Below are 12,808 nucleotides of genomic sequence, written 5' to 3' on the forward strand. Positions count from 1 at the left end.
GCGTCTCGCGCACCGTGGCGGTCACCGCTCGCCCCCGCCCGCGCTCGGGCCGCGGCCGCGGCGCCAGACGAGGGTGCCGGCGACGGCCGCCACCAGCGCGGCGGCTCCCACGCCCCACCACAGCGGCGCGGTGGAGTCGTCGGTGGCCTCCCCCGAGGACGCAACGTCGTCCCGCGCGGGGCCCGTTCGCTCCTCCTCGCCCGCGGACGCCCCGGGGGTGTGCTCGCCCCGCGCCGCCCCGGCCGCGGCGAAGGCCCTCTCCGGGTTCTGCGGTCCCACGGAGAACCGCAGGGTGCGGGTGTCCTCGTGCTCGGTGCCGTCCTTGGTGGTCGCGCTCATCCGCACCTCTATCAGGTACGTGCCGGGTTCGGTGAAGGCCCAGTTGCCGTGGACGTGGGAGCCCGTCTCGATGCCCGTCTCCTGCGGCAGCGGCTTGCGTCCGTCGAAGAGGATCTGCGGGGCGCCGAAGCTGCCGTTGAGGAAGAGCACGAAGTCGCCCGGGCCCTCGACGCCGGTCAGTTGCCAGGTCACCTCGCGCTCGACGCGGGCGGCGACCTCGGGCTCCTGGCTGTTCCAGCCCGGCCACAGCACCCCCGCCTGCTGCGCCTGCGGCAGCAGCCACACCCGGCCGCCGGGCTCGCCGAGGAAGGAGAACTCCTCACCCCCCGGCACCTCGACCCCGGCCGCGTCGGTGACGTGCAGGACGACGTCGTCGGTGTTCCGCCACGTCGGCGGCTCCACGGTGTCGTCGCGGATCTGCACCGTCCAGGTGCCGTCGTCGAAGCGCGGGCCGATGTCGATGTGGCCGTCGCCGACGACCGTGCGGCCGGTGCCCGTCTTCGCCGCGGCCTCGGACTCGTCGCCCTGGGCGGGCGAGAGGGCCGCGACGGGGGCGGCGGTGAGCAGGGCGGTCAGCAGCGCGCCGGCCAGGGGCAGGGCGCGTCGGGTGCGGTGACGGGTCATCAGGCGGAGCCTCCGAGACAGCGGCGCAACTCGTCGGCGTTGTGCCGCATCATGTCGGTGTAGTGCCGGGTGTTCTCGTCGAAGGCGTCGCCGTACAGCTTGCACACCTCCACGCCCTGGTCCTCGGCCACCTGGGTGAGCACCGAGGCGCGCCGGACGAGGTTGGGCTCCATGAACACGGCCGGGACGCCGAGGTTGTTGATCGTGCGGGTCAGCTTCTCGACGTCGTCCGCGCTGGGCTCCTGGGCCGGGTTGGGCACGACGAAGCCGGCGACGGTCATGCCGTAGGCGTCGGCCAGGTAGCCGAACGCGTCGTGCGTGGTGATCAACTGCCGCCGTTCCGCGGGAATCCGGCCGATCTGGTCGCCCACGTAGCGATCGAGGTCGTCCAGTTCACGCGCGTACGCGCGACTGCCCGCGTCGTACGCGTCCGCGCCCTGCGGGTCGGCCTTCTTCAGCGTGTCGCGGATCAACTGCGCGTACGCCTTCGCGTTCTGCACGTCCTGCCACAGATGGGGGTCGATCTCTCCGTGCACGTGCTTGCCCAGGACGGCCTGCGGAAGCTGGTGGACCGGCTCTCCCGGCCGGCCGAGGAAGGAGAACTCCTCCTCCTTCGGCACCTCTTCGATCGCGCGGTTGGGCACGTCGACGACGACGTCGCCCGGCGGTATCTCCTCCTGCTCCTCGCCGCCGGTGCGCAGGTCGGTGTACGCGGACATCCGTCCGGTGTCGATGTTGACCGTCAGGTCGGTGTGTCCCTCGTCGAGGATGGTGTCGCCCTTGTCCGCCACGGTGTGCGGGTCGACGCCGACCGCGAACGTGAACGTGCCCTCGCCCACCGGCTGCGGCTCGCCGCCGGGGTTCTTCAGGCGGGCCTGAAGGGTGAGTTCGTACACCCCGGGTTCGGTGAAGGCCCAGTTGAGATGGGTGTGTGCGGCCGGCGGCAGGGAGGTGGTGTCCGCCGCGGAGAAGCCGTCGGTGGAGTCGAAGTACCTGTTCGGCTTCCCCAGGGACTCGGTCAGGTACGCCACCAGCTCGCCCGGCCCGCTCACGTCGGTCGCCGACAGCAGGATGTCGGAGGAGCGGCCGGCGCCGCGCGCCTCGCCGTCGCCGCGCACCCGCAGGCCCAGCCAGAGCACGTCCAGGCCGACGTCCTCGACCAGCGGGATGACGTTCGCGCCGTAGGTCTCCGACGCCTCGGCGAGCGAGACGTTCGGCGTGCCCTCGCGGGCGTTGGCGTCGACGGTCTTGATCAGGGCGTGCTCCTCCAGCAGCAGGTGGTTGGTGAAGGTGACGTCGGCCTCGGTGACCTTCTCCGCATCCTGCGGGGTGGGCTCGTAGGAGTGCGGATCGCCTCCGGGCGGCACGACCGAGTCGACCTGCACGCGCTCCCCGCCGACCCGGCGGACCAGGTCGGCGAGGATCTCCGTGGTGGTCACGACCCTCAGCTCCGCGTCCGGGTTCTCCTCCGCCGCGTCCGGACGGGCGTGGCCCTCGCACCCGGCGAGCACCAGCGCGAGGGCGGCCATGGCGGTCGCGCCGGCGGACGCGGTGCGCAGCGCACCTCGACGGCGCGCGGTACGGGGCGTCATGACGCGGCGTCACCGCCGGCCGCGGACACCGTACGCGGGCGTATCCGGCCGAGGGCGACGGCCGCCGCGCCGCCGAGCACGAGCGCGCCCGCACCCGCTGCCAGCGCTCCGACCGGGGCACCGCCGGTGTGCGCCATGCTGCCGCCACCGCCGTCGGATCCACCCGGATCCGAGGAACCGCCGCCGTCCGCGCCACTGCCGGAGCCGCCGCCCGGCCCGCCGGTTCCGCTCCCGTCGCCGCTGCCGCCGCCCGGGTTCACCGTGCCCGGGTCGACGTCGCCCACCGCGAAGGTGTACGTGCGGGTGTCCGAGGTCGCCTGCCCGTTCGGCTTCTCACCGCTCAGCCGGAACGTGACCTTGTAGACACCCTCCTTGCTGAAGCCCCAGTTGGCGTGCGCGTGCACCCCGAGGCCGACCTCGCGGTCGTCCGGCAGCCCGTCCCGGGAGTTGTACAGCACCTCCGCGCCGCCCAGCCCGGCGGTCGACCAGATCGCCAGCTCACCCGGGCCGCTGACCTTGGTCAACGCCATGTCGACCGGACCGTTCAGGTCACCGCCGTCCAGGGACTCCGTGTTCCACCCCGCCCACACGACGCCCGGCTTCTGCACCTGGGGTACGAGCCAGAAGTCGCCGCCCGCCTCGCCCAGGAAGTCGTAGCCGCCGCCTGCGGGAACCTTCTCCTTCGCCTCGGGGACGACGTGCATGACCACCGAGGACGGCTCACGCCAGACGATGTCCCCCGGATTGCGGCTGTCCTTGAACAGCGTGCGCAGCCTGCCGTTCACCATGCGGCCGGCGATCGCGTCGACGTGCCCGTCGTCGATCACCACCTTCTCGGTCGCGATGTCCGACTGAAGCGTGCCCGCCGAGTCGGCGGTACGGGAGCCGCCGGAGCCCGCGGCAGCCCCCGCACCGCCTGGGGCCGCGCCCGGACGTGCGCCGTCACCGGCGGGCGGGGCCGGATCGGGGGAGGCCGGAGGAGGGGCCGGGGAACCGGTGTCCCGCGGCGTCACCCGTACCGTCCACTCCGCACTGGCCGTCGCCGACTCCCCCGAGGCGAGGTCGGCCGTCGCCTCGGAGGTGATGCGGTACTCCCCGGGCTCGTCGAACGCCCAGGCCAGTTCCCCGGTGTCGGCGGCGGGCAGCGCCCGGCCGTCCGGCAGCCCGTCACTGCTGTCGAACAGCACCCGCGGCCGCTGTGCGTCCTCGGCCGGGTCACCGGCGTCGGAGCCCGCGCCGGCCGAGCCGTCCGCGCCGGCCGCGAGCGGCTCGAAGACGGCCACGTCCCCCGGCCCCTCCACCCCGGTCAACGCCCACTCCACGGCGCCCTCGGCACCGTCCGCGAGCGCGTCCGCCGGTACGCCGGACGTGTCCCACCGCGGCGCACCGGCGTCGCCGGCCACCGCGCCGTCCAGGACCCACACCGGGGCGCCGGGCCGGCCCAGGAAGCCGTAGGCGGAGTCCTCGGGCACGGTGGTCCCGGACTCGGGGCCGAGTTCGAGGTCCGCCGTCCCGCCGTCGCCGGCGTCCCGTGCCCCCGGGCCGAGACCGAGGGTCAACGTGCCCTCGTCGAGGGACAACACGACGTCTGCCGCGCCGCCGGAGCCGCTGCCCCCGCCGGGCGCCGCGGGGCCCGCGACCGCCGCGGGAGTACCCGCCGCGGCCAGAGCCACGGAACCCACGATGCCGGCGGCGGTCCAGCGGACGTTCCTTCTTGCTCCCATGGGGATGACTGCTCCTTCGCGTTCGGGGGTCTTCAGGTCAGGCGCGTGCCGTGTCCGCGGCCACGTCACCGCCGGCGGGACGCGCCCTTCTGCGGTTGACGTAGACGAAACCTCCGGCCCCCACGGCGATGAGCGCCGCGCTGGCCACCGCCAGCGGAAGCACCCCGGCGGATCCGGTGCTGGCAAGCCCGCCGCCCTTGGCCGCCCCGCCGTCGCTGCCGCCGGCCACCCCTGCGGCTCCCGTGTCGCCCCCGGAGGAGCCACCGCCGTCCGTACCCTCACCGACGGAGGCGCCGGCCGCGGTGACGCCGCCGGAACTCCCGCTCGTGCCGCCGCCGGAAGAGCCACCGTCACTGCTTCCGGCGTCCGTCGTGCCGCCGGAGCCCCCGTCGGCGGTGCCGCCGTCGGAAGAGCCACCGTCGCCGCCGGACCCGCCGTCGGAGGTGCCGCCGTCGTCTGCGCCGCCGTCCGTGGTGCCACCGTCCGTGGTGCCGCCGTCCGAAGTGCCGCCATCTGAGGAGCCGCCGCCGTCACCGGGCAACGTCACGTCGTCCGGATCGATGTCGCCGACCGCCATGGTGAAGACCTGGCTGTCGGAGACCTCCTCACCGGAGGCGAGCGTCGCGGAGAAGGTGAACGTCATCCGGTACACGCCCTCCTCCGTGAAGGCCCAGTTGGCGTGCTCATGCGTACCGCCCGGCACGTCGTAGCCGTCCGGCAGGCCGTCGCGGGTGTCGAACCTGGGCAGCGGCTCACCGAACGTCGACCACGCCCAGACGACGAGCGAGCCCGGGCCCTCCACCTCGTCCAGGGACAGCTTCAGGCGGCCGTCCAGGTCGGCGGCGGCGAACTCCTCGGTGTTCCACCCCGCCCACAGCACCTCCGGATCCTGCGCCTGCGGGATCAGGTGGAAGACATCACCGGGCTCACCGATGTACGCCAGCCCTCCGGCCGGGTCGGGGATCGTCTGCCTGCCCGCAGGGGTGAGGTGCATGACCACCGAAGTCGGCTCGCGCCAGATCACGTTGGCGGGCTCGCGGCTGTCCTTCAGCAGGGTGCGGAACTCACCGTCCACCAGACGCGGCGCGACCGCGTCCACATGTCCCCTGTCGATGACGGTGCGCTCGTCCACCACGTCTCCGGCAGCCGACGCGGCCACAGACGCCGCGGGCGGCGTGACGGGTGCAGCATCCCCGTCACCGCCGCCCGCGGCGCCGACCGACACCAGCCCGGCCGCGGCCAGGACCAGGGCCGCAAGCACCCGGACCGGCCGATTGGTTGCTCTCATCGCCCCTCATCTGCAGTTGTGTCCGTCTCCGGGATGACGGCGACGAAGCCCCCGGGCACGCACTGGTGTGCGTACGACGCGACAGCACGATACCTGCGATGGTAATCATTTTCAATAACACCGAACCCCCTTCCCTCGCTAATTGATAACGATTATCATTCCAATGTGACGCCACGCCAGGCGTGACGCCTGGGCCGGCAGCCGCGCGCCCGGCCGTGTCGGCAGACGCGTCCGCCCGTTGCACCGCAGGCACCGCCACCGATGAACCGCGCCACCGCAATCCGCCGCACGACGTGCACGCCGGGCCCACGGGCGGGCCGTGTCACGTCAGTCCGCGCGGCGGCACGTCGAGCACGTCCAGCAGACCTCGGAGGAGATCCCCTGATGAACATGCGCTCAAAGCTCGTCGTCTCGCTCGGCGCCCTGGGACTGGCGTTCGTCGCCGGCCCGGGCACCGCGCAGGCGGCCGAACCCGTCACCCTCTCCACCGGCCACGTCGACGTCCTCGACGTCGAACTGCACGTCGACCACTTCCACATCCACCTCAAGCACGACGCGGACGGCGGGCCGGTCTCGTACGACCCCGGCGAGGTCGTCCTGCACGCCGTGCCCGAGTCCGAGACCACCGTGCCCGACGACGAGCGGTTCGCCTTCCTCGGCAATCCGGGCGATCCCGTCTGGATCCTTCCCCAGACCCACAACCCCGACGTCCTGTTCGCCGGACTCTCGGCCGAGGGAGTCGAGCCCGGAGCCACCCGGGGCGACGCCGTCAGCTTCACCCTGACCGACCTCCAGGGCCCGGGCGACTTCTCGGTCTTCGACGTCGGCACAGCCGGCTCGCCGGAGATCCGCTTCGACAGCGGCGACGGCCTGCCGGACGTCACCGAGGTCGCCGCCGGCGGGCACGAACACATGAACTGGGCCTTCGAAGAGCCGGGCGACTACACCGCCACCATCGAGGTCGCCACGACACTGCTCGACGGCACCGTCGTCACCTCCCCGCCGTACGAGCTGACCTTCAAGGTCGGCGCGTGACCTGAGCCCCGCGTGACCCCGAGCCCGTCCGGGCCGCCCGGCCCGGACGGGCCCGTCGTCGACCTCGGCGCCGGCCTGGGCGCACGGACGATCGCCGCGGCGCCACCGCCGGCCTCGTCGGCGTGGGTCAGGCCCGGCTCGCCCGCCCGGGGCCGGCGGGCGCGTTGCCGGCGCCGATCAGGGTGGTGGCGTCGAGTTCGGTGACCCCGTCGGCACGGAGGGAGCCGAGGTAGCGCTCGCGCACGTCTGCCACGGTGCCGGGGTCGAGCGCGGCGATGGCGCCCCGGTAGCCGGACCCGGTCACCACCAGCCAGGCCAGCTCGGGGGTCATGGTCACCCGCAGCTCGTGTGTCACCACCTCCACCCCGGTCAGGCCGCGCTCGGTCAGCCAGGCGGCGTAGCTGTCGGCCTGGTTGATCCGGTCGATCAGGTGTGGCTCTCGTTCCCCGGGCGGCGGGTTGCCGGTGGCCGCGGCCACGGCCCGGCCGAGGTGCCGGCCGGCGGCTGCCATCGCGTCCCCGCGCCAGATGGTGAACACGATCCGGCCGCCGGGGCGGGCCAGCCCGATCAGGCGCTCGGTGCCGGCCGGCATGTCGGGGAGGAAGAAGATGCCGAGCGCGGACTGCACCACGTCGTAGCCGCCGGCGTCCCACGAGGTCACGTCGGCGGCATGGGCGCGCACCTGCGGCAGGCCGTCCGACAGCCGGCGCAGCTCACCGATCATCCGGTCCGACAGGTCGACCGCGTCCACCACCCCTTCCGCGCCCACCAGCTCCGCCGCGGGCAGGGCGGATGCGCCGGCACCGCAACAGGCGTCGAGGACGCGATCACCCGGACCGATCCCGGCGGCCGCCACGGTCGCGACCCCGATGGGTCCCCACAGATGGCGCCCGAGAGCGGTGAAGTCGGCGGCGGCGGCGTCGAAGGCGCGCCGCGTGTCATCTTGTCGGCCGGACACAGTCATAGTAGAGATGATAATCATTCTCATCACGGAGTGTCACCCCGAACGCCCATCAACCCCAGGGACACCGAACATGACGGACAGACACCAGATCACGTTGGGCCCGGCACAGGAGACGCTGCTGATTCCGCTCTACGGACGGGCCGTCGAGACCCGCAAGCGCCATCCGATGGCGAGGGATCCGCGTGCCGTGGAGATCGTCGAAGCGATCGACTACGACTTCGCCAAGTTCGACGGAGACCGGAGTCTCGAGGGTTCGGTCCTGCGCGGGTTGATCTTCGATCACTGGGTCGCCGGTTTCCTGCGTGAGCATCCGGGGGGCACGGTGGTCGAGATCGGCGCGGGGCTGAACACGCGGTTCGAACGGCTCGACAACGGGGCCTGCCACTGGGTCGAACTCGACCTGCCCGACTCCATGGAACTGCGGCGGAAACTGTTCCAGGAGAGCGATCGGCGTTCGATGATCGCCGCCTCCGTCGTGGACGACACGTGGGCCGCCCGCGTACGTGAGCATCCCGCTCCGTACTTCTTCGTCGCCGAGGCGGTGCTGATCTACCTCACCGAGGCCGACGCACGCGGCGTGGTCGGCCGGATCAGGGACGACTTTCCCGACGCCACGCTGGCCTTCGACACCTGGGGCGAGTGGATCCTGCGCAACCAGCGGCGACGGGACCAACGGCGGCGCGACCCGCTGAGGAAGATGTCCGCCACGCTCGAATGGGCCTGCGACGATCCCCGGGAGATCGAGTCGTGGCACCCGGGCGTCACGCTGTCCGCCGGCCACACGCTCGCGACTCCACCCCGGGCCGTGAGAACCGCGCTTCCCCTCCGCATGCGGGCGCTGCTGCCGGTGATGCGTTCTCTCCCACAGACCAGGGCATACCGGCTGAACCTGTTCACCCTGCAGACGTCGTCGAGTTCGGCACGATGACCGGGTGACGGCCGCCGGCCGGCGTACAGAGGTGGAGGGGCGCGCGGGAGTGGGATAGGGTTCCCGGCGGTGTGCCGGGAAGTCTGGTCGGCGAGCAGGGGATTGATCTCTTTGCTGATCGGGGGGCTTCTGTCGTGGTACTCATCGCGGTCTTCGGGGTGGCGCTGCTGGTGGCGGTGCTGCTGTCGGGCCTGGCGGCCCGCTCCGTACTCTCCACGTCGCTGCTGTTCCTGGTCGGTGGCGCCCTCGTCAGCGACGGCTTCCTGGGTCTGATCCACATCACGCCGGACAGCGACCTGGTGGCGGTGACCGCCGATCTCGCGCTGTTCGCCGTGCTGTTCACCGACGGCATGCACGTGTCGTTCCCCGCGCTGCGCAGCGCCTGGCGGAACCCCGCCCGCGCACTGGCACTCGGCATGCCGCTGGCCTTCGTCGGTATGGCGCTGGTGACGCACTTCGTGGTGGGACTGGACTGGACGACGTCCCTTCTGGTGGGTGCGGTACTGGCACCGACCGACCCGGTGTTCGCCTCGGCCATCGTGAGCCGCAAGGAAGTACCGGCGCGGCTGCGTCAGTTGCTCAATGTCGAAAGCGGCATCAACGACGGCCTCGCGCTGCCCGTGGTGCTCATCCTGATCGCCACCGCCGGGCCGACCGGGCACGGCGCCGAGGCGGACCTCGGCAAGATCGGCCTGGAACTGGTCGGCGGCCTGGCGCTCGGGGTCGCGGCGCCGGCGGTGGTGCACTGGCTGGTGCGGTTCCGGCTGCTGGGCCCGGAGCCCAGGTTGCAGCCGCTGCTGCCCCTGGCCGTGGCGGTCATCCTGTACGCGGTCTGCCACCTCACCCACTCCAACCCCTACCTGGCGGCGTTCTCCGCCGGCGCGGTCCTCGCGTCCCTCTCCCCGGAGGGCAAGAGTGCGTTCGAGCCGCTGGGGGAGTCACTGACGGAGCTGGCGAAGTTCGCCGCACTGCTGGTCTTCGGGGCGCTGCTGACGCCGGAGCTGTTCGGTGACCTCTCGTTCGGCGGGTACGTGGCGGCGGTGCTGGCCATCGTGCTGATCCGGCCGGCTTCGCTGCTGCTGTCCCTGATCGGGACCCGTCTCGACCGGCGTGAGCGGCTGACCGCCGCCTGGTTCGGGCCGAAGGGCTTCGCGTCGGTGGTCTACGGGCTGCTGGTGCTGCAGGCCGAGGTCCCGCAGGGCGAGGAGGCGTTCACGCTGATCGCGGTCTGCATCGCGTTCTCGATCGTCGCCCACTCCAGTACCGACGTGCCCATCGCCCGCATGTTCGACGTCGAGGACCTCGTCGGCCTGCCGAACGAGACGGACAGGGCTGGGGGCCACGACGTACCGAAGCAGCGGCAGCCGGGAGCGGACCGCGCCCGGTCGTGACGGCCGGCGGCGCCGTACGTTCCCGTCAGACGCCGGCGCCCGGCTCACCGCCTTCTTCGCCCCGGTCCGCTAGAACGTGTAGCGGGTGTGGCTGAAGACCTGGCCGTCGTGCCCGAAGCCGTACGCCGTGCCCGGTGCCACCGCGAACAGCAGGTCCTTCCCCTCGCGGATGCTGTTCCCGAAGCCGTGGAAGACCCCCTCCGGCGAGGTGATGTGATCCCCGTACTGCGCCTCGAACGCGGCGATGACCTCGTCCTGCCGCGCCCGGTCCGTCACCCGCTCCGCCGTGCCCTCGACCACGATGTCGAGCCCTCCGGCGAGCGAGTTCTGCCCGGTGGTGAGCGCGCAGTGGTCGTTGCCGGCCAGGTTCTTCGCCTTCTGCTCCTCCGGCCCGGTGCTGAAGTGCAGCGCCCCGTCGTGCCAGGCGGCGATCAGCGGCGTGACGTGCAGCCGGCCGTCCGGCCTGACCGTGGTGATCCAGAAGACCTCGGCGGCCTTCAGCCGGCTCTCGGCCTCGGCCCAGTCGGTGGCGGTGACGTTCTCCGCGCCCGGGCGCGGGTTGAGGGCGGCGCTGTAGCGGGCGTCGAGTTCGGCCGTGGGCTGTTTCGGGGACATGCGGAACTCCTTTCCTCTGCCGGCCACGAAGGCTACGCAGCCCGGCCCGGCGGTCGGGCGCGCCACGGGCGACAGCCGCTAACGGACACGCGATCAGGCGTTCACGTCGGGCACGCTCGTCCCCCTCTGGTCCTGCCACGACGTGTCCGACCCGTCGACGTCGGTGGTCCGGCTGAGCTCCTCCCACCGGTCGTCGATCTCCAGGCGCTGCCGCCATGCCGTACGGCCGAACTCGAAGGCGTCACTGCCGGCGAGCAGGCGCAGCGGCGGCTCCGCCATCCCGGCGACCCGGAGGACGAGACCCGCCACCTTGGCGGGGTCCGAGTTGGCGACCTTCTCGAAGTCCTTCATCGCGCGCGCCGAGGCCCCGACCGTCTGGTCGTACGGTGCGCTGATCCGCGGCGTCTCCATCGACGCGCCGGCCCAGTCCGTCCGCATCCCGCCGGGCTCGACGACGGTGATCCTGATGCCGAGCGGGCCGACCTCGGCGGCCAGGGCTTCGCTGAAGCCGCCGACGGCCCACTTCGCGGACTGGTACGCCGTCATGCCCGGGGTGCCGAGCCGCCCGCCCACCGAGGAGATCTGGATGATCCGGCCACCGCCCTGCCGGCGCAGCAGCGGAAGAGCGGCCTTGGTCACGTAGACCGTGCCGAGGAAGTTGGTCTCGATCTGCCGCCGGAACACGTCCAGGTCGGTGTCCTCCAGCGCGACCCGGTCACCCTGGCCGGCGTTGTTGACGACGACGTCGAGGCGGCCGAAGGCGGCGTGCCCCTTCGCCACGGCGGCCTGCGCCGCGGCGGGGTCGGTGACGTCGAGGGGCTCGACGTGGACGCGGTCGGCGTACCGGGCGGCCAGGTCGTCGAGTGCCTGCGCGCGACGGGCGGTGGCCACGACGCGGTGTCCGGCCGCCAGGGCGGCCTCGACGATCGCGCGGCCGAGCCCGCGGGAGGCTCCCGTGACGAAGAATACCGAGGTCATGCCCGTCCCTCCGGAGATAACGCAATGTCCATGCGTTACCACTGCATCACGCGCACGGGGTTGTGTCAAAGCCATTGCGTTAAGCCGACCGGGTGGCAGGACCTGACGGCGGCCCAGGCCGCCCTCGCCCCACCCAGCGGAAGCTCTCCGCGGCTGAGTCCCGCAGCGCTGCTGCGACAGCCCGGATACCCTCCGTTCACCCAGGACCGCCGGAATAGCCGACTCCGGGGGGCAGGCTGCCCCCCGTGAGACGAATTCTGGGAATCGTCCTGGCGGTTCTGCTGATCGGCGGTGTCGCCGCCGCCGTGGTGTCAGGCCGCGACAAGGAGGACGCCCGCACGGCAACGACGACCGTGCGTGGAGTGATCGGATCCGAGAAGGCGGAGTTCTTCGAGGATCCGGAGGTGGTGAAGGCCCTGGCGGACCGGGGCTTCACCGTGCGCGCGGAGACCGCCGGCTCGTGGAGCATGCGGGATCTGCCGCTGAAGGAGTACGACTTCGCGTTCCCGTCCAGTTCGGCGGCGGCCGACGAGCTGAGCCGCTGGTCGAAGGTGCGGGGCGGCCTGGTGCGGCCGTTCTACTCCCCGCTGGTCGTGGTCACCCACCGGAGCACCGCGGAGGTCCTGGCCGACAACGGCCTGGCCACGCTCACCGGCCCTGACCGGACGACAGGCACGCTCCGGATGGCGGAGTACGTGCGCGCCGCGCAACGGGACACGACCTGGCAGCAGTTGAAGGGAACGAGCGGACGGCAGGAGCTGAGCGGCACGCTCTTCGTCTCCAGCACCGACCCGCTCAGCTCCAACTCCGGCGCCCTGTATCTGGCCGCGGCCTCGTTCGTCGCCAACGGGGGCACCGTGGTGGCCGATCCGGCGGGTCTGGACCGCACCGGCGGGCTGCTGCGCAAGCTGGTCCAGGTGCAGGGGGCGCAGCAGGCCAGCTCCGACGGCCCGTTCCGGGACTTCGTCAGCGGCGTGGGCAACCCGCTCGTCCTGGTCTACGAGCAGCAGGTCGCCGGTCTGCTGCTGGCGAAGAACGATCCGGGCGACCTGACGGTCCTCTACCCGGACACCACCGTCTCCAGCGACCACACCGTCGTCCCCGTGACCGAGGAGGGGCGCCGGATCGGCGAACTCCTCCGCACCGACAAGCGGCTGCGCGCGCTCGCCGTACGGCACGGCTTCCGCCCGCAGGGCGCCGCCGCCGAGTTCACCGCGGCCACCGCCCCGTACACCGCCTACCTCAACCAGACCCTGACCGGCGTCCGGCAGGCCCCCGTCCCCACGGCCGAGGTGCTGCGCGAGATGGCGGCCCGGGCCCGCGGCTAGGA

The 12,808-nt window shown here is 72.5% G+C and carries 11 protein-coding genes; 4 read left to right on the forward strand and 7 right to left on the reverse strand.

Translation table 11 applies throughout. The features are described 5' to 3' along the window. Window positions 1-21 precede the first annotated feature (21 nt). Genes O7599_RS13015 through O7599_RS13030 form a run of 4 tightly spaced genes read right to left on the reverse strand, consistent with a single transcriptional unit; the run spans window position 22 to window position 5,567 of the window. Window positions 22-963 (reverse strand): TIGR03773 family transporter-associated surface protein, encoded by a 942-nt coding sequence (locus tag O7599_RS13015; RefSeq protein WP_281622309.1) that lies wholly within the window; start codon window positions 961-963, stop codon window positions 22-24. Next, a complete protein-coding gene (locus O7599_RS13020; protein WP_281622310.1) occupies window positions 963-2,555 on the reverse strand; it encodes an anchored repeat ABC transporter, substrate-binding protein in 1,593 nt (530 codons plus the stop codon). Before O7599_RS13020 ends, O7599_RS13015 begins: the two co-directional genes overlap by 1 nt. After that, window positions 2,552-4,279 (reverse strand): choice-of-anchor M domain-containing protein, encoded by a 1,728-nt coding sequence (locus tag O7599_RS13025; protein ID WP_281622311.1) that lies wholly within the window; start codon window positions 4,277-4,279, stop codon window positions 2,552-2,554. Before O7599_RS13025 ends, O7599_RS13020 begins: the two co-directional genes overlap by 4 nt. Before the next feature lie 37 nt (window positions 4,280-4,316). Next, window positions 4,317-5,567 (reverse strand): choice-of-anchor M domain-containing protein, encoded by a 1,251-nt coding sequence (locus O7599_RS13030; RefSeq protein WP_281622312.1) that lies wholly within the window; start codon window positions 5,565-5,567, stop codon window positions 4,317-4,319. A 384-nt stretch (window positions 5,568-5,951) separates the two neighbouring features. On the opposite strand from O7599_RS13030, the gene O7599_RS13035 reads away from it, so the two are divergent. Beyond that, window positions 5,952-6,602, forward strand: a complete 651-nt coding sequence (locus tag O7599_RS13035; RefSeq protein ID WP_281622313.1) for a choice-of-anchor M domain-containing protein — start codon at window positions 5,952-5,954, stop codon at window positions 6,600-6,602. Between the two features lie 127 nt (window positions 6,603-6,729). On the opposite strand, the gene O7599_RS13040 is transcribed toward O7599_RS13035, so the two are convergent. Then, entirely contained in the window at window positions 6,730-7,566 is an 837-nt protein-coding gene (locus O7599_RS13040; protein WP_281622314.1) for a class I SAM-dependent methyltransferase, read from the reverse strand. Window positions 7,567-7,660: 94 nt separating this feature from the next. Between O7599_RS13040 and O7599_RS13045 the strand changes: the two genes are divergently transcribed. Beyond that, on the forward strand, window positions 7,661-8,494 hold the full coding sequence (locus tag O7599_RS13045) for a class I SAM-dependent methyltransferase (RefSeq protein WP_281622315.1): 834 nt from the start codon (window positions 7,661-7,663) through the stop codon (window positions 8,492-8,494). A 134-nt stretch (window positions 8,495-8,628) separates the two neighbouring features. After that, window positions 8,629-9,885, forward strand: coding sequence for a cation:proton antiporter (locus O7599_RS13050; RefSeq protein WP_281622316.1), 1,257 nt, complete (start codon window positions 8,629-8,631; stop codon window positions 9,883-9,885). Between the two features lie 69 nt (window positions 9,886-9,954). On the opposite strand, the gene O7599_RS13055 is transcribed toward O7599_RS13050, so the two are convergent. Together O7599_RS13055 and O7599_RS13060 are read right to left on the reverse strand one after the other, a co-directional pair. Next, entirely contained in the window at window positions 9,955-10,500 is a 546-nt protein-coding gene (locus O7599_RS13055) for a pyridoxamine 5'-phosphate oxidase family protein (RefSeq protein WP_281622317.1), read from the reverse strand. 93 nt (window positions 10,501-10,593) lie between these two features. After that, window positions 10,594-11,478, reverse strand: a complete 885-nt coding sequence (locus tag O7599_RS13060; RefSeq protein ID WP_281622318.1) for an SDR family NAD(P)-dependent oxidoreductase — start codon at window positions 11,476-11,478, stop codon at window positions 10,594-10,596. 245 nt (window positions 11,479-11,723) lie between these two features. On the opposite strand from O7599_RS13060, the gene O7599_RS13065 reads away from it, so the two are divergent. Continuing rightward, entirely contained in the window at window positions 11,724-12,806 is a 1,083-nt protein-coding gene (locus O7599_RS13065) for a substrate-binding domain-containing protein (RefSeq protein ID WP_281622319.1), read from the forward strand. Window positions 12,807-12,808: the final 2 nt, after the last annotated feature.

The organism is Streptomyces sp. WMMC500 (assembly GCF_027497195.1).
In the GTDB taxonomy this organism is placed as follows: Bacteria; Actinomycetota; Actinomycetes; order Streptomycetales; family Streptomycetaceae; genus Streptomyces.